The sequence below is a fragment of the Nocardia sp. NPDC003345 genome, assembly GCF_053589395.1.
Map to the genome: position 1 here is coordinate 1 of NZ_JBSFRU010000110.1, position 17,478 is coordinate 17,478.

The following is a 17,478-nucleotide window of genomic DNA, read 5'->3' on the forward strand; positions in this document are numbered from 1 at the left end:
CGAGACCAGCTCATCGGTGCGCGGGCCGGCGAGCACGGCACGCTCGTCGGGGACACCGCTGAGATCGGCCCGCAGCGCCAGCCGTTCACGACGGGCCGCGCGGGCCGCGCGTTCGAGTTCGAGCCGGCGGGCGCGGATCCGCTCATGCGCCAGGATCAGCTCGTCCAGGCCGAGGAGTTGGTGCAGCGCGTCGAACAGTTCACTGGGTTTACCGTCCACCAGCGCGCCGAGTTCGCTGTAGGACAGGAACGGCCGGTACAGCTCCAGCGGCACCGCCCAATCGGTGCGGGCGAAACCGGCCGGGGGGCCGGCGCCGCGCCGCTGCGTCCAGCCGCCACCTGGTAACGCGTCCTCGGCCGACCATTCCCTGGCCACCGTCAGCGGTTCCCCGCCGTCGCCACGCAGTTCGAGTTCGACCCGGACCGGGCCGGTGTGATGCAGATTGCGCCAGCCTTCGCGCCAGGCCGACGAGCGGCCGTCCCAGCGCCGGTTCCCGCCGGTCAGAGCGAGTTCCGCGGCCTCGGCGAAACTCGACTTCCCGCTGCCGTTGCGGCCCGTCACCACCGTGAGACCGGGCCCGTCCGGCAGCTCGAGTACGGTTTCCGGCCCGATTCCACGGAAGCCGCGGACCCGGATGGCACGCAGGAAAATCCCCTCCAGACCGAGCCCGGCCGCGGCGTCACCCGAGGTTCTGGATTCCGGCGGGCTCAGGGCCGCGCGGACGACGGCCGCGACCGCGTCGGAGATATCCGGGTCCGCGTCGATACGCCGCGTGACGAGTTCGCCGGGAGGGAGGGGCGCTTCCCCGGATTCCGCACGCACAGGTTCCACGAACTTCTCCACCCCCTCGAGACCACATACGCAACCCGGCCCCCGCTGCGGTCGAACGGTCGAAAGCTGAGCGGAACGCTACCCGATGGCCCTCGATTCTGACAGTGGACCGTGGGCCCGGCGTCCCGGACGGTCGCCGTGAACAGCGCTGTCCGCTGGACGTATCCGGACGCACGACCGGAACACTCGACCTGCCCGCGGGGATGGGATCTGGTCATCGGCGGGCCCGACCGGACGCCGATGGCCACCCCTCGCCAACCCCGTCGGGCAGCTCGCTGGTGTGTCACCCTGCTGGGGTGGCTCGGTCTGGCCGAACAGAACAGAATGCCAGAGCGGTACCGATCGCGCAATATTTAGGATCCGCCGCCGCATTTCGAATATTGCTCGGCGCCAAGCTTTTCCGGCACAGGCCTGCCCGGACGCCGAAGCTGTCGGTGCGGTGCGATACAACTTCGGCGACCGAGGAACGGGGGCACCATGACCGACCGATACGAGATCGCCGAATGACACAACGATGGTCGGAGAGCCAGGTGAGCGCGCTCGCGCCGGATGCCGGCTCACTCACCGCGGCACGCAAACTGGCCGGGAAGTGGTCCGGTACCGGATGGCACGAAACCGCGCTGTGGGGGTTGTGCAAGGGCAGCGGGCGGACCCCGTACCAGACGATCGTGGACCTGGCCGGGCCCGCGTTCCGCTGCTCGTGCCCGAGCCGCAAGTTCCCCTGTAAACACGCCCTGTCGCTACTCATGCTCTGGTCCGCCGGCACGGTGGCCGAGGCTCCCGGAACCGCCGATTTCGCCGCCGAATGGCTGGACCGCCGGGCCCAGAAGGCCGCCGCCCCGGCCCGGCCCGCGCGGCAGATTTCCGCGACCCCCACTCCGCAGCGGCGCGAACGGGTCGCCGCGGGGCTGTCGGAGCTCGGTACCTGGCTCACCGACCAGATTCGCACCGGACTGGCCCAGACGGATCGCTCGCATAGCGCCTACGAGGCGGTGGCCGCCCGGATGGTGGACGCCCAGGCGCCCGGTATCGCGTCGGCGCTGCGCCGGCTGCCCTCCGTGATCGTGCTGGCCGCGGACTGGCCGCAGCTGGTACTCGGCCGGTTCGCCTGGCTGTATCTGCTGACCCGCGCCCACGCGGACCTGGATACGCTGCCGGCCCCGCTCGCCGCGACGGTGCGCGGCCATATCGGCTACCCGGTACCGGTGGATTCGGTGCATGCCGAACCCGCGGTCCGGGACCGCTGGCTCACGGTGGGCACCCGGACCCGGGAGGAGGATCGCCTCCATACCCGCAGCACCTGGCTCTACGGCCTGGACACCGGGCGGTGGGCACTGATCCTCGATCATTCGCACGGCACGCCGTCGTTTCCGTCCCGCGTGCCGCCCCTGGGGCTGGCGACCGATTCCGAGCTGCATTTCTACCCGGGCGCCGCCCCGTTGCGCGCCGTGGCCGGGCACGCCGCCGGCGAATCCGTGGCCGGTTCCCCGCCGACGGCCGAGCTCCGGACCACCGGCGGCACCGTCGCGGCGGCGCTGGATGCCTTCGCGGCCGCGGCGGCCGCGGATCCGTGGCTCGAATCCTGGCCGGTGCTGCTGCGAGACGTGATACCCACCCGGGCCGGCGCCGGCCTGCTGCTCGCCGAACCCGGCGGAAGTGCCCTCCCGCTGTCGTCCGCCGACGAGCGGTGGCAGTTGCTCGCCCTCTCCGGAGGCCGGCCGGTCACCGTCTTCGGCACCTGGAACGGGCGGCGGGTCGACGTGATCTCGGTGCTGGTGGATGCCGAGTTCCACGATGCCGGCCCCCGGGCCGACTTCCCGGACACCGGTATCGAGGCGTCCGCGGAAGCGGCATCGGTCGCGCTGCTCGGTACCGCCCGCGGTGCCGCCGTCCCGGAAGGCCCGGGTCCGGTGGGCGCGGCCGTGGCCGCGCTGGCGGACGCGGACCCCGCGCACCGGCTGCTGGCCGCGACGGCACTGGAGACGGCGTGGTCGCGCGGTGGCCGGCTGCCGGAACACGCCGAGATCCCCGACGATCCCGCGGCGGTGGACTCCCGGCCGGTACTGCCCGGCGCCGCATCCGATCGGCTGGCACTGCTGATCGAAACCCGCCCGGAATTCCTGCCGGAGTGGTTCGCGGCCGCCCGCCCGTACGACTACCGCGCGCCCGACCGGATGGCCGGGATCCTGCTGGAATTCGCCGCGCGCGACGCGGTGTCCCGGGAATCGGCCCTGCGGCTGGCCGGCACCCGGGGACGCTGGCTGGCCGCGCGGTTCGACCGGTGGCACCGGCTGGAACGCCAGGACGCCGCCGAACCGGAACCGAGCGAGGAGACCTGGCGGCTCGGGCAGGCGCCCGAGCGCGTCCACTGGCTGCGGGTACGGCGCCGCCGGGATCCGGATGCCGCGCGAACCGCTCTGGAAGAGGCCTGGCCGCGCGAATCGGGACCGGTCAAGGCCGAACTGCTGGCGGTACTGGCCGAGGGGTTGAGCCCGGGAGACGAGCAACTACTGGAGCGGGCGCTGGGCGATCGCCGCGGCGACGTGCGGCGAACGGCCGCGGACCTGCTGGCCCGGCTACCGGATTCGGCCTTCGCCGCCCGGATGTCCGGCCGCGCCGTGGCCTGGCTGAAATACGCGGGCGATACCCCCGGACCGAGCCGCGAAATGCTCGTCGATATGCCCGCGACTCTCGACGAATCCGCCACCCGTGACGGTTTCACCGATGGCCCCGCGGAATTCGGTTACCGCTGGAACGGGCTGCCCGATATCACCGCGACCCGGCTCCGCAGGCTCGTCGCCGCGCTCCCCCTGGCCTTCTGGGCCGCGCCCCTGGGCACCCCCGGCCGGGCCGTGGCGACCACGATCGACGATCGGTTCCGGCAGCCGCTGTTCGACGGCTGGATGGACGCCGCGCTCGCCCAAGGCGATACCGTCTGGGCGGCGGCACTCTTCGGCGCGGGCATGCCGTCGAATCTGGCCATCCTGCGCCGCCGCGAACTGTTCGCCCTCATCCCGCCCGGCGACCAGTTGCGCCATCTGCTGCGCCTGGACAGCTCGTGGTTGTCCGAACTCGAATCGCTGCTCCCGGCCGTCGCGCATCCGTGGCCGCCGGAGCTGGCCCGCCATCTCCTGCACCTGTTCGAGGAGCGGGCGCGGACCGCGGCGCGCCGTCCGGGCGCGCCGGGCACCCATCCGAACGCGCACCGCTCGCTGCTGCACACGGCCGCGCTACATATGCCGCCGGGCTGCGCGACCGAGGTCTCCGCGCTGGCGGGGCGCTGCGACGACGACAACTGGACGGCCGCGCTCGGCGTGCTCTCCCACGACCTGCACCAACGATCCGTAATGCTCGAGGAGCTGAAGTGACAACCACCGCCACCGAACCCACCCCGCAGCTGCTGCGTCCGCACGCCGAGCAGGCCTTCGCCGACGAGTTGCGCGCCCTCGCGGCCGCCGACGACCGCCCCCGGCCGCCCTCCTGGACCATGTCACCCTGGGCGGTGGTCACCTATCTGCTGGGCGGCACGCTGCCCGACGGCACGGTGATCACCCCGAAATACGTGGGCCCGCGCCGGCTGATGGAGGTCGCCGTGGCCACCCTGGCCACCGACCGCGCGCTGCTGCTGCTCGGTGTTCCGGGTACCGCGAAGACCTGGGTCTCCGAACACCTGGCGGCCGCTGTGAGCGGTTCGTCGACCCTGCTGGTGCAGGGCACCTCGGGAACCGCGGAGGAGGCGATCCGGTACGGCTGGAACTATGCCCGGCTGCTCGCCGAGGGTCCGAGCGAGGCGGCGCTGGTGCCGTCGCCGATTCTCACCGCCATGCGGGGCGGCGCCGTCGCCCGGCTCGAGGAACTCACCCGTATCCCGTCCGATGTGCAAGACGCGCTGATCACGATCCTGTCCGAGAAGACGCTCCCGGTCCCCGAACTCGGCATGGAGGTGCAGGCGGCCAAGGGCTTCAATGTGATCGCCACCGCCAATGACCGCGACCGCGGCGTGAACGAACTGTCGTCGGCACTGCGCCGCCGGTTCAATACCGTGGTGCTGCCGCTACCGGCCGGCGAGGCCGAGGAGATCGAGATCGTCACCCGCCGGGTCGCGCAGCTCGGGTCGGCGCTGGAACTGCCCGAGGTGCCGGCCGCGGCCGAGGAGGTACGCCGGGTGGTGCGGATCTTCCGGGAACTGCGCGCGGGTGTCACCGCGGACGGCCGGACCAAACTAAAGTCCCCGTCGGGCACTCTGTCCACCGCCGAGGCGATTTCGGTGATCACCAACGGCATGGCGCTGTCGGCGCATTTCGGCGACGGCGTTCTGCGCGCCGCCGATATCGCCGGCGCGGTGGTCGGTTCGGTCATCAAGGATCCGGTCGCGGATTCGGTGGTGTGGACCGAATATCTGGAGGCCGTGGTGCGGGAACGCCGGGAGTGGTCCGATTTCTACCGCGCCTGCCGGGAAATCGGCGGATGAGTGCGCCCGCCGGGGAAACCCGGGTGTTCGGCATCCGGCACCACGGTCCCGGATCGGCCCGGTCGTTGCGGCTGGCACTGGAGGAATTCCGGCCCGACACCATCCTGATCGAGGGCCCGGCGGACGCCGATCCGCTGGTCGCGCATATCGCCGCCGACACCATGGAACCGCCCGTCGCACTGCTGGGGTACATCGCCGACGAGCCCGCCCAGGCGGCCTTCTGGCCCTATGCGGTCTTCTCACCGGAATGGCAGGCGCTGCGCTATGCCGTCACCCACGAGATACCCGTGCGGTTCTGCGATCTGCCGGCCGCCCACGCGCTGGCCGTCGACGACCGCACCGGCGGCCGTGACGCACTGGGTGAACTGGCGGCCGCCGGAGGCTACGACGACGCCGAACGCTGGTGGGACGCGGTGGTCGAATCCAGTAGCGATACCCGGACCTTCGAGGCGATCACCGAGGCGATGGCGGCCCTGCGGGAGGCCGCGACGGTCGAGGAACCCACCGCCGACCCCGGCGCGGACGAACCCGCTCCCGATACCGGCAGCACAGCCGGCGATCCCTCTCTCGCCGCCGAGGCCGTAGCGGCCGGCCACGGCGATACCGCGCCGGAACCGCTGATCCTCGACCGGCACACCCTGATCCGCGAAGCGTATATGCGCCAGGTGCTGCGCAAGGCGCGCCGCGACGGCGCCCTCCGCGTCGCGGTGGTGTGCGGGGCCTGGCACGCCCCCGCCCTGCGGGATCCGCTCGGTCCGGCCGTCGCGGACCAACGGCTGCTCAAGGGCCTGCCGAAGGTCAAGGCCATGCTGACCTGGGTGCCCTGGACCCATTCCCGGCTGGCCGCCGCATCCGGCTACGGAGCCGGGGTCACCTCACCGGGCTGGTATCACCATCTGTTCACCGAAACCGAACGCCCCATCGCCTCCTGGCTGACGAAGGTCGCCGGGGTGCTGCGCGCGCACGATCTGCCGGTCTCCAGCGCCCATATCATCGAGGCCGTCCGCCTCGCCGACGGGCTGGCCGCGCTGCGCGACCGCCCGCTGGCCGGATTGTCCGAGGTCACCGAGGCCACCCGGGCGGTGCTGTGCGAGGGCGACAACACCGTACTGCGGCTGGTCGGCGAGGAACTCGTCGTGGGAGAGGCATTGGGCGCCGTCCCGCCCGAGGCACCGACGGTGCCGCTGGAGGCCGATCTGCGGGCGCAGATACGCACCCTGCGGATGAAACAGGAGGCGCTGACCCGCGCCCTGGACCTCGACCTGCGCAAAGAGCGAGATATCGCGAAATCCCTGCTGCTACATCGGCTCCGGCTGCTGGGCGTGCACTGGGGCACCCCGGTCGCCGGCACGGTCCGCGCCACCGGCACTTTCCGGGAGAGCTGGGAACTGTGCTGGCAGCCGGAATTCGCGGTCCGGATCATCGAGGCCGCGCGCTGGGGTACCACGGTGCGGGCCGCCGCCGAGTCGAAACTGCTCGACACCGCGGCCCGGTACGGTAGCGGCGTCACCGAACTCACCGACGCGCTCGAGTTCGCTCTGCTGGCAGATCTACCGGGCGCGCTGGACGGCCTCATCCGGCGGCTGGATACCGCAGCCGCCCTGGACAACGACCCGGCCCAGCTGCTGGCCGCACTCCCGGGACTGCTGCGTACCCTGCGCTACGGCGACGTCCGCGGCACCGATACGGCGGCCCTGACCCATGTCGCCGACGGCATGCTGGTACGTATCTGTGCCGGGTTACCGGCGGCGGTCACCGGACTCGGCGACGATACCGCCGCGGCCCTGCGCGACCGGATCGATACCGTCACCACCGCGATCCACACCCGCGACCACGCCGAATCCACCGACCGCTGGCTGGCGGCGCTGGCGCGCGTCGCGGAACGGCCGGATGTGCACGGCCTGCTGGTGGGCCGGGTGGTGCGGCTGCTGTGCGACGCCGGGCGGTTCGATACCGAGGAGGCCGCGCGGCGGCTGGCGGCGGCGCTGTCGGTGGGTCCGGCGGCGACCGACAAGGCCGCCTGGATCGACGGTTTCGTCGGCGGGCGCGGAGTGGTGCTGGTGCACGACCGGGCGCTGCTGAACCTGATCGACGACTGGTTGGCCGGGCTCACCGACAGCCAGTTCCTGGATGTGGTGCCACTGCTGCGCCGGACCTTCGGCGCCTTCGAATCCGGGGAACGCCGCGCGCTCGGCGAAGCCGTCCGCGACCACCACCCCGGCACCGCCCCCGCGGCCACCGAAACCGACCCTGTACGCGGCGGTCTCGTCCTGCGGACCGTCGCCGACCTCCTGGGAGTCCCCGTATGAGCACACCCGCACCCGACCGGGTCGCCGACGAGACCCGGCTGCGCCGCTGGCGGCTGGTCCTCGGGTCCGCCGCGGACCCGGCCCTGGGCGAACTCACCGGCGCCGAGGACAATGCCGTCGACAAGGCGCTCGGCGCGCTGTACGACTCCACCCCCGGTGGTGGCCGCGCCGGCGCGGACCGGGCCGGCAGCCTGTCCGGTTCCGCACCGCGGGTGGCGCGCTGGCTCGGCGATATCCGGACCTATTTCCCGTCGACGGTGGTCGAGGTGATGCAGCGCGACGCGGTGGAGCGGCTGAACCTCACCCAACTGTTGCTCGAACCCGAATTGATGGAGGCGGTAGAGCCCGACGTACACCTGGTCGGCACCCTGCTGAGCCTGAACCGGGTGATCCCGGAGCACACCAGGGCGACTGCCCGAATGGTGGTGTCCAAGGTGGTGAAACAGATCGAGGAACGGATCGCCTCCCGCACGGTGGCCGCGGTGAGCGGGGCGCTCAACCGCGCCGCGCGCACCTCACGTCCGAAACCGCGCGATATCGATTTCGACCGCACGATCCGCAAGAATCTCGCCAACTATCTGCCGGAACAGCGCACCATCATCGCCGAACAACTGGTGGGTTACGGCCGCCGCTCCCAGGCCGTGCACCGCGATGTGGTGCTGGCGATCGACCAATCCGGTTCGATGGCCTCCAGCGTCGTCTATTCCTCGGTGTTCGGGGCGGTGCTCGCCTCCATGCGAACACTGCGCACCTCACTCGTGGTCTTCGATACCGAGATCGTGGACCTCACCGACAAACTGTCCGATCCCGTCGATGTCCTCTTCGGCACGCAACTCGGCGGCGGCACCTATATCAACCGGGCCATCGCCTACTGCCAGACCCTCATCACCCGGCCCGCCGACAGCATCTTCTTCCTGATCTCCGACCTCTACGAGGGCGGGGTCCGCGACGAGATGCTGCGCCGGATCAATGCCATGAAGGAGTCCGGGGTCCAGGTGGTGGTGCTGCTGGCGCTGTCCGACGACGGTGCGCCCTCCTACGACCGTGAGAACGCCGCCGCCCTCGCGGCCCTCGGGGTTCCGGCCTTCGCATGTACGCCGGATCGCTTCCCGGACCTGCTCGCCCAGGCATTGGACCGGGGCGATCTGCGGCACTGGGCCACCGAACAACGCTGACGCCCCGGTGGGCCGGCCGCGAACAGGTGCGCTGCCCGGTATCCGGCCGGGCCGTGACGGTCCGGCCGGATACCGGGCTAGACGTCGGCGATGGCGGCCAGCGGCGGTGTGCGGGCGGCGCGTATCGCCGGCCACAGCGCGGCCAGGACTCCCACCACCGCGGAACCGACCAGCATGTACACCAGCTGGTCCCACGGGACCGCGATCTGGTCGAGCCCCAGATCGCGCAGCGTGCGCAGGAATCCGACGCCGAGCCCGAGCCCGAGTACCGCGCCGACCAGCGCACCGAACACCGCGATCAGCATCGACTCCAGGTAGATCGTGCGGCGCACCTGGGAGCGCTGGGTCCCGACCGCGCGCAACATACCGATCTCCCTCCGCCGTTCGACGACCGACAGCGCCAGGGTGTTGACGATGCCGAGCACCGCGATCACCACCGCGAGCGCCAGCAGGCCGTAGAGGATCGCCAGCATATTGTTGATCTGTTTGGCGTTCTCGCCCTTGAACTCCTCGCGGTCCTGCACTTGGACGATCACGAATTCCTCGGTCGCGCGTTCCAGATCGGCGCGCATGGTGGTCAGGTCCGCATCGGGCCGGGCCTTGATCAGGACGGCGGCATCGGTTCGCATGGATACCGGCATCGCCTTCTCGTAAACGGCGGACGAGACGAGCAACGGTCCCAGCACCGGCGAATCCGCGTACACACCGGATACCGTCAGCGGCACCGCGGTGCCGTCCATCGTGGTCACATCGACACGGTCACCGGGACCGACGCCGTGCTGATCCGCCTCGTCCCGGCCCAGCAGGATCTCCGAATCACCGAGCGACGGCGCCCCATCGACCATCTCGATGTTCACCACCTGGTCCAGCGGACCATCGGGCGAGGTCCCGAATTCGTCGTCACCGTCGATCTTCAGGGCGACCCCGCGCAGGCCCACCACCTGGGCCGCCTCGGGCACCTGCTCCCGCACCGCGACACTCGCACCCAGTGGCACGCCCATCATCGGTGGGCCGGCCAGCACATAGTCGGCCTCGATACCCTGGTCGACCAGACGCGAGATACTCACCTTGGCGGATTCGCCGAGCATCCCGATGGCGGTGACCAGCATCAGGCCCAGGGTGAGCGCGAAGGCGGTGGCGGCCGTACGGCGCGGATTCCGGATGGCGTTGTTACGCGCCATCCGCCCGACCGAACCGAAGGGCCGGATCAGCCAGCCCAGCCCGGCCAGCACCGGGCGCGACAGGGCGGGCGAAGCGAACAGCACCGCAAGGATCAGGCCCAGCGCGCCGACGCCGACGACCGCGGCCGCACCCCCGCCGGTATTGCGGGCGCCCAGGACCACCAGGATCACGCCCACCACCGCCAGCGCCGCTCCGGCTACGGTCCGGTTGCGCAGCGAATCGCCCGCCGAGGCGAATTCCTCGCGCATGGCCTGCACGGGCGGGATCCGCGACGCGCGCCGGGCGGGCGCGTAGGCGCTGACCACGGTCACCAGCAGACCGACCACGAAGGCCACCAGCACCGTGCGGGGCAGTACCGTCATCCGCCCGGTCGGCAGGCCGAGGTCGAACGAGTTGAGGACGGCGGCCAGACCGTAGGCGAGCCCGATCCCGGCGAGCAGCCCGAGGATGCTGCCGAGGATGCCGACGATCAGCGCCTCACCGACCACCGAGCGGCCCACCTGGCCGCTGCTCGCGCCGACCGCGCGCAGCAGCGCCAGTTCCCGCAGGCGCTGCGCCACCAGCATCGAGAAGGTGTTGTAGATGATGAAGGTGCCGACGATCAGCGCGATCGCACCGAACGCGAGCAGGAAGTAGTTCAGGAAGTTCAGCGCTTCGGAGATCTCGGCCGCCATCTCCGCACGGACCTGATCGCCGTTCTGCGCCTTGTAGTCCGGATAGATCATGGACAGCCGGTCCCGCAGCGTATCGCCGGGGGTGCCGTCGGCGGCGGCGATATCCAGGTAGGCCACATGCGTGCCGTCGGTGAACAACTCCCGGGCCTGCGGCTCGGCGAACTGGACGCCGATGAAGCCGCCCGTATCCGAGGGCGGCTCGTAGACACCGGTGAGCGTGACGTCGATCGGGCCACCGTGCGAGGGCACGAGCACCTTGGTGGTCTGCCCGATCGCGAGCCCGGCGCGTTCGGCGGCACCGGCGTTGAGCGCGATCTGTCCCGGTTCGGCCGGCGGGGTGCCCGCCAGGAACGGGTCGGGTTCGGCGACGGCCCGGTCCGGCGGGATATAGGCCTGGCCCCAGCTCGGGGCGCCGCCGGTCTGTACCGCCTTCTTCCCGGTGGGGTCGAGCAGGACCACCGAGCCCTCGATCCCGGGCGCCACCGTCCGTACCCCGTCCATGGCGGCCACCCGGTCCGCCACGTCCTGGGGTATGCCCGGCGACTGCCGCTCCTCCGGGCTCAACCGGACATCGACCCCCTTGGCCTCGTTGGCGAAGATCCCGTCGAAGGTGCGCTGCAGGGTATCGGTGAAGACGAAGGACCCGGCGATGAAGGCGGTGCCGAGCACCACCGAGAGCAGGGTGAGAACCAACCGGACCTTGTGTGCGGCGAGATTGCGCAGTGCCACCCTGCGCATGGGATGTGCGGCCACTACCGTGCCTCCCGCGTATCCGTGCCGGTCACCGGACCTCCAGTGCCTTCATCCGGTCCAGCACGGTATCGGCGGTCGGATCGCGCATCTCGTCGACGATGCGGCCGTCGGCCAGGAAGATCACCCGGTCGGCGTAGGCGGCGGCGGTGGGCTCGTGGGTGACGATGACCACGGTCTGGCCGAATTCGTCCACCGCGGCCCGCAGGATGGAGAGCACTTCACCCGAGGAGCGGGAATCCAGGTTGCCGGTCGGCTCGTCGCCGAAGATGATCTCCGGTTTGCCGGCCAGCGCCCGCGCGCAGGCCACCCGCTGCTGCTGGCCGCCGGAGAGCTCGCTGGGCCGGTGCCCGAGCCGGTCGGTGAGCCCGAGCCGTTTCAGCACGGTCGCGAGCCATTCCGAGTCGGGGGCGCGGCCGGCGATATCGAGCGGCAGCGTGATGTTCTCCAGCGCGGTGAGCGTCGGTACCAGGTTGAACGCCTGGAAGACGAATCCGACCCGGTCGCGGCGCAGCGCGGTCATCTGCTTATCGGACAGATCGGTGAGTTCGGTGTCACCGATCCGGACCGCGCCGGAGCTCGCTCCGTCCAATCCCGCCAGGCAATGCATGAGGGTCGATTTGCCCGAACCCGAGGGTCCCATGATCGCGGTGAACTCACCGCGGGCGAAATCGACGGACACCGCGTCGAGCGCGGTGACCCGGGTGTCTCCGGATCCGTAGACCTTGGTCAGTTCGATGGCGCCGGCGGCGACGGCGGAGGCGGGCCCGGCCGAGTCCGCTTCGACAGCGTGAGCAGTCATGGGTCCAGTGTGTCGGGCCGCGGCGAGCGGCGCCATCCGGGATCCCCCTGACCCCGGAGTAGGCCGTGGAGAACCGCCCGCTACCCCCTGCGGATGAGACCGGGCGGGAACGAGAAGCCCGCACCCCGGGGAGTGCGCGCTTCTCGTAGTCGTGCCCGCGGCGGAGTCACCGCGCGGGCCGGGCCCGGCTCAGTTCAGCGGAGCCGCCTTCCACCAGGTCAGCATCTCGTCGATGGTGCCGACGATGCCGTCGGTGTACATCAGGTACTGCCCGCGTTCGGGATGGTTGCTGAACACGGTGACCATCTTCGGACCGTCACTGTCCCATTTGTAGTTGGTGTAGGTGCGTCCGCCGCTGGTGTCGTTCGATTTCTCGGCGGTCGCGGGCAGGCTCTGCACCACCGAGTCCACCTCGGCGGGCGTCTTGTAGGTGTAGATCCGGTAGAAGGGGTCGTCGTTGTTCGAGCCGCCGTAGCAGCGCCACTGCCACGCCCACTGGCCGAAGTCGGGTTCGCCGTCGTCGGGGCTGGGCGTATAGCTGTTATCGGTCTCCCAGCATTTGGCGCCGTTGTAGCCGACCTCCTCGGCGGTGGTGGCGGGCACCAGTCCCGGGAACTCCTGGCTGATCGAATCCGCGGTAGCCGGTACCGGGGCGACGCTGGTCTGGGTGCTGGTGGCGGCGGCGGTATTCGTCGGCCCGTCGCTACCGCCGCTTCCGGCGACGGCCACCACGCCGATCACGACGCCGACCAGCACCACCACACCGATACAGATCGCGGCGATCAGGCCGGTGTTCGATTTGGCCGGCGGCGGCCCGCCCTGCGAGACCTGCCGCATCGGTTGCGGATAGCTGCTCGGCTGGGTGTATCCCCCGCTGCCGTACGGCTGCCCCATCTGGTTGGTGTAACCCTGGGTGGCCGGGTAGGGCTGCTGGTGCATATCGCTACCGGGCCGGTCGGCGGCGTACGGCTGGCCCTGGACCCCCGAACCGTACTGCTGACCCGGCTGGGCGCCACTCGGGTACTGCTGTCCCTGGATGCCGGACGGGTACGGCTGACCCGGCTGGGCCCCGCTGGTGTAGGGCTGCTGCTGGCCCGGGTACGGCTGCGCCTGCGTACCGGCATAGGGCTGCGGCGCGGAGGTACTCGGGTACTGGTTCACCCCGCTGGGGTACCCGGGGCCGGGCTGCTGGTAGGTCGGCGCGACCCCGGTGGGTAGTACCGCCTGCGGTATCCCGGGCGAGCTGGGCGAGGCCAGCGCCTGTTTGGCGGCCTCGGCGAATTCGGTACACGAGGTGAACCGGTCGTCGGGACGTTTCGCCATCGCCTTGGCCAGCACCGAATCCAGCGACTGCGGCAGTTCGGGCCGGGCCGCGCTGAGCGCGGGCGGCGGCGACTGCAGATGCCCCTGGATGACCCCGGCGGGATTGGTCGCGGTGAACGGACCGCTACCGGTGAGCAGCCAGTACAGCGAACAGGCCAGCGAATACTGGTCCGAGCGGTGGTCGAGGTCGGCGCCGGTGAGCTGTTCGGGCGACGCGTAGGCCAGGGTGGCGGTGAAGGTGCCGGTCTGGGTGAGGTGCCCGGTGTCGTCACGCAGCCGCGCGATACCGAAATCGGTGAGGTAGACGCGTTCGCCACGACCGCCGGTCGACCGGGCCAGCAGGATGTTGGCCGGTTTGACGTCGCGGTGCATCACCCCCATACCGTGGGCGTAATCGAGCGCGGCCGCCGTCTCGGCGATGATCTGCACCCCGCGCTCGGGCGGCAGCTTCTGCGGATCCACCGACGCGGCGTCGATACCGTCGATGTACTGCATCGAGATCCACAGCTGCTCGTCCTCGAGCCCGCGGTCGTAGACCGTGACGATATTGGGGTGGTCCAGGCGGGCGACCAGATCGGCCTCCCTCTCGAACCTGGCGCGCACCTCCTTGTCGAAGAACATTTCCCGGTTCAGCAGTTTGAGTGCCGTCATCCGCGGCAGCCGCGGATGTTTTGCCAGGTAAACCGAGCCCATCCCACCCCGGCCGAGTTGCCGGTCGATGACATACCCGGCGAAAACATCGCCGTTGGCCAGCATGGTTGCTCCTAATTCCCGCCCCGCCACCGGGACCCACCGGTGCGCAAGCGTAGACGAAAAGCGAGGTCGGACCGCATCGGTCCGGACACGCGAAATCATCGAAACCATAGCAGCAGTCGTTATCTCACCGACGGCTCTCACCGGTCCGCACACGCACCCGCAACACCACGGCTACATGAAGGCCCGCGGTGCCGGCCCGATGGGCTTCCGGCCGCCGTGACAGTGCGTCTCCCCGACCCCGGCCGGGGGCTGTCCGCACCGCCCGCCACCGGCCGGTTCCACCCGCCCGCGGCACCCGGTCGCGGCTCTCCGGCGGCAAGCTGATGGGCGGCCCTAACCGCCCGGCGGTGGAGTGCCCCGGGACCCCGGCGGGCCATCCGGTTCCGGTGGGTGCCCGCCTACTTCCGGAGGCGTCCCCGGCATGCCGGGGCGGCGTGGGAAGGCGGGCAGGTCGATCATCGCGGAATCGGCGGGCGCCGGGCGGTTCGGATCCGCCGGCCGCCGGTTGCCCTGTGCGCCCGGATCGCCCGCCCGGTAGGCGGTACCGGGTGCGGCGGGCCCGCGTACCCCCGGACCCGGCATCCGGAATTCACTCGAGGCGGGCCGGGGCGCACCGGCATTCGGACGGCGATGGTCGCCGGGCGCCGGGCGCCGGCCGCCCGGGCCGGGCTGCCGATGATCGCCGGAGGGATGACGCGGCGGCAGACCCGGCTGCCGGTACTCGGTGGACCGATGCGGCGCCGGAGCACCCCACGTCCCGGGCTGCCCGAACTCACCCGACCCGTACACCGGCGGCGCCCCACCCTGCCACGGCGCCGCATATCTCGGATCCGGCCGCAACCGCACCCCGGGTCCGGGCGCCCGTGGGCCGCGCGGCCCGCCGCCGCGCACCGCGTGCTGCGCGGCAATCGAGAACTCGGTGCAGCTGAGGAACCGGTCGGCGGGATTCTTGGCCAGCGCGCGGGCCAGTACCTCATCCAGTGCGGGCGGTAGCCCCGGCCTGATCCGGCCGAGCCGGGGAATGGGTGCCGTCAGATGGGCCTGGATCAGCTCGGCGGGGTTCTTGCCCGTATACGGCCCGGATCCGGTGAGCAGCCAGAACAGCGTGCACGCCAGTGAGTACTGATCGCCGCGGTGATCGAGTTTGGCACCGGTGAGCTGTTCGGGGGCCGCGTAGGCCAGGGTCGCGGTGATGGTGTCGGCCGCGGCGATGGTCGTTTCCGCGTCCCGCACGCCCGCGATGCCGAAATCGGTGAGCAGCACCCGTTCCGGCTGTCCGATGGGCGGTTTCGCGAGCAGGATGTTGCCGGGTTTCACATCGCGGTGCAGTACGCCGTTGGCGTGCGCGAAATCCAGCGCGATACCGGTATCGGCGATGATCTGCACGGCACGGCGCGGGTCCAGGACGTGCAGATCCACCAGCGAGGCGTCCGAACCCGGCACATATTGCATCGAGATCCACAGCTGTTTACCCTCGGCGCCCCGGTCGTAGACGGTGACGATATTGGGGTGTTCGAGCCGGCCCGCCAGCTCCGATTCGCGTTCGAATCGCTGCCTGATCTCCCTGTCGGAGTACAGCTCCGGGTTCAGGAGCTTCAGGGCGACCAACCGCGGCAACCGCGGATGCCTGGCGAGGAAGACCATGCCCATACCCCCGACACCGAGCCGCCGCCGGATGGCATAGCCCGCGAAGTCGTCACCAGGCTGGAGCATCGCCGATTTCCCCCTCGTCGGGTCGTTCACGATTCTACCGGTGTATCTTCCCGCACCGCCCGGGCGCAACGCACGGCCCGGCTGTCGGTACGGGCCGATAGTCTGAGGTCTATGCGCATTGGAGCACACGTCCGGATGGACAGCGACCCGATCGGGTACGGCGAGAAACTCGGTGCCGATGTCGTCCAGTTGTTCGTCGTGGACCCGCAGAGCTGGGACAAGCCGGCACCGCATCCGGCCACCGAACAGATCCTGGCCAGCCCCATCGACGTGGTGGTGCATTCCTCGTATCAGATCAACGTGGCCAGCACCAACAACCGGCTGCGGATGCCGTCGCGCAACGCGGTGGCCCAGCAGGCGAAGGCCGCCGCCGAGATCGGCGCGTTCGGGCTGGTCGTGCACGGCGGTCATGTGCGGTCCGACGCGGAGATGGAGACCGGGTTCGACAACTGGCGCAAACTCTTCGAACGCCAGCAGGACAAAGGCGGTTTCGCGGTCCCGATCCTGATCGAGAACACCGCCGGCGGCAATCACGCGATGGCCCGGTATTTCGACAATATCGGCCGGCTCTGGGACGCCGTCGGCGACTACGGCGCCGGATTCTGCCTGGACACCTGCCACGCCTGGGCGGGCGGGGAAGAGCTCGTGGGTGTGGTCGAGCGGATCCGCGCGATCACCGGCCGGATCGACCTGGTGCATCTCAATTCCTCGCGCGACGAGTTCGATTCCGGCGCCGACCGGCACGCCAATTTCGCCTCCGGCACCATCGACCCCGAACTGCTCGCCGAGGTGTGCCGCACCGCCGACGCTCCGGTGGTCCTGGAAACCCCGGCCGAGGGGCTGGCCGACGATCTGGCCTACCTGCGGGAACATCTCGGCTGAGTGGGGCGGGCGGGCGCGCCGTTGGGATCAGCGCGACCGCAAATCTGTTCGGCGAGCGGGCGCGATGGTGTGCTCGGGACCGCGCAATCATCCGCTCGCTCGATCCGTGAGGTGTCCATGACAACCGAAGCCACTCTCCCCGCCACCCTGCCCGCCGTGGTCAAGCTCGGCTCCCGGATCGGAGCGCGGATCGACGGGGTCCGCCTCGGCGGCGACCTGGGCCCGGCGGCCGTCGAGACCATCCGCAAGGCACTGGTCGAGCACAAGGTGATCTTCTTCCGCGGCCAGGATCAGCTCACCGAAGACGGCCAGTACGAGTTCGCCGAACTGCTGGGCAGCCCCACCACCCCGCATCCGACCGTCACCTCGCACGGGGAGAAGTCGCTGGCCATCGACTCCGAGTACGGTAGCGCCAACAGCTGGCACACCGATGTGACCTTCGTGGACCGAATCCCGAAGGCCTCGATCCTGCGGGCGGTCACCCTGCCTGCCTACGGCGGCTCCACCACCTGGGCCTCCACTGTCGCCGCCTACGATTCACTGCCCGGACCGCTGCGTGAACTGGCCGAGAGCCTGCGCGCGGTGCACACCAACGTCTACGACTATGTGG

Annotated in this window: 11 protein-coding genes; 6 read left to right on the forward strand and 5 right to left on the reverse strand. The window is 70.6% G+C overall.

All coding sequences use genetic code 11. The annotated features are described in order from the left end of the window. A partial coding sequence (locus ACWDU1_RS14765) for an AAA family ATPase (protein ID WP_449998795.1) occupies positions 1-831 on the reverse strand: 831 nt, incomplete at its 3' end. Positions 832-1,334: 503 nt separating this feature from the next. Between ACWDU1_RS14765 and ACWDU1_RS14770 the strand changes: the two genes are divergently transcribed. The 4 genes from ACWDU1_RS14770 to ACWDU1_RS14785 are packed head-to-tail and all read left to right on the forward strand — an operon-like array spanning position 1,335 to position 8,786. After that, positions 1,335-4,199 carry a DUF5691 domain-containing protein gene (locus ACWDU1_RS14770; RefSeq protein WP_449998796.1) on the forward strand — a complete coding sequence of 955 codons (2,865 nt, stop codon included), beginning with the start codon at positions 1,335-1,337 and terminating at the stop codon, positions 4,197-4,199. Then, positions 4,196-5,302 (forward strand): ATP-binding protein, encoded by a 1,107-nt coding sequence (locus tag ACWDU1_RS14775; RefSeq protein ID WP_449998797.1) that lies wholly within the window; start codon positions 4,196-4,198, stop codon positions 5,300-5,302. The genes ACWDU1_RS14770 and ACWDU1_RS14775 overlap by 4 nt, the downstream gene beginning before the upstream one ends. Continuing rightward, the gene (locus tag ACWDU1_RS14780) at positions 5,299-7,611 is read left to right on the forward strand and encodes a DUF5682 family protein (protein WP_449998798.1); all 2,313 of its coding nucleotides are present in this window, start codon (positions 5,299-5,301) and stop codon (positions 7,609-7,611) included. Before ACWDU1_RS14775 ends, ACWDU1_RS14780 begins: the two co-directional genes overlap by 4 nt. Next, positions 7,608-8,786 carry a VWA domain-containing protein gene (locus ACWDU1_RS14785; protein WP_449998799.1) on the forward strand — a complete coding sequence of 393 codons (1,179 nt, stop codon included), beginning with the start codon at positions 7,608-7,610 and terminating at the stop codon, positions 8,784-8,786. Before ACWDU1_RS14780 ends, ACWDU1_RS14785 begins: the two co-directional genes overlap by 4 nt. A 77-nt stretch (positions 8,787-8,863) precedes the next feature. On the opposite strand, the gene ACWDU1_RS14790 is transcribed toward ACWDU1_RS14785, so the two are convergent. From ACWDU1_RS14790 to ACWDU1_RS14805, 4 genes are all read right to left on the reverse strand, one after another. After that, on the reverse strand, positions 8,864-11,380 hold the full coding sequence (locus ACWDU1_RS14790; protein WP_449998810.1) for an ABC transporter permease: 2,517 nt from the start codon (positions 11,378-11,380) through the stop codon (positions 8,864-8,866). Between the two features lie 43 nt (positions 11,381-11,423). Continuing rightward, positions 11,424-12,194: an ABC transporter ATP-binding protein gene (locus ACWDU1_RS14795; RefSeq protein WP_449998801.1), complete on the reverse strand. Its 771-nt coding sequence runs from the start codon at positions 12,192-12,194 to the stop codon at positions 11,424-11,426. Positions 12,195-12,383: 189 nt separating this feature from the next. Continuing rightward, positions 12,384-14,273: a protein kinase domain-containing protein gene (locus tag ACWDU1_RS14800; RefSeq protein WP_449998803.1), complete on the reverse strand. Its 1,890-nt coding sequence runs from the start codon at positions 14,271-14,273 to the stop codon at positions 12,384-12,386. Positions 14,274-14,606: 333 nt separating this feature from the next. Next, on the reverse strand, positions 14,607-15,986 hold the full coding sequence (locus ACWDU1_RS14805) for a protein kinase domain-containing protein (RefSeq protein WP_449998805.1): 1,380 nt from the start codon (positions 15,984-15,986) through the stop codon (positions 14,607-14,609). Positions 15,987-16,097: 111 nt separating this feature from the next. Between ACWDU1_RS14805 and ACWDU1_RS14810 the strand changes: the two genes are divergently transcribed. Continuing rightward, entirely contained in the window at positions 16,098-16,868 is a 771-nt protein-coding gene (locus tag ACWDU1_RS14810; RefSeq protein ID WP_449998807.1) for a deoxyribonuclease IV, read from the forward strand. A 117-nt stretch (positions 16,869-16,985) separates the two neighbouring features. Next, on the forward strand, positions 16,986-17,478 hold a 493-nt coding region (locus ACWDU1_RS14815), incomplete at its 3' end, for a TauD/TfdA dioxygenase family protein (protein WP_449998808.1).

Coding starts and splice junctions, on each gene's coding strand:
- ACWDU1_RS14800 (WP_449998803.1), bottom strand. CDS start 14,273: ATGCTGGCCAACGGCGATGTTTTCGCCGGGTATGTCATCGACCGGCAA.
- ACWDU1_RS14790 (WP_449998810.1), bottom strand. CDS start 11,380: ATGCGCAGGGTGGCACTGCGCAATCTCGCCGCACACAAGGTCCGGTTG.
- ACWDU1_RS14780 (WP_449998798.1), top strand. CDS start 5,299: ATGAGTGCGCCCGCCGGGGAAACCCGGGTGTTCGGCATCCGGCACCAC.
- ACWDU1_RS14810 (WP_449998807.1), top strand. CDS start 16,098: ATGCGCATTGGAGCACACGTCCGGATGGACAGCGACCCGATCGGGTAC.
- ACWDU1_RS14785 (WP_449998799.1), top strand. CDS start 7,608: ATGAGCACACCCGCACCCGACCGGGTCGCCGACGAGACCCGGCTGCGC.
- ACWDU1_RS14795 (WP_449998801.1), bottom strand. CDS start 12,194: ATGACTGCTCACGCTGTCGAAGCGGACTCGGCCGGGCCCGCCTCCGCC.
- ACWDU1_RS14805 (WP_449998805.1), bottom strand. CDS start 15,986: ATGCTCCAGCCTGGTGACGACTTCGCGGGCTATGCCATCCGGCGGCGG.
- ACWDU1_RS14770 (WP_449998796.1), top strand. CDS start 1,335: ATGACACAACGATGGTCGGAGAGCCAGGTGAGCGCGCTCGCGCCGGAT.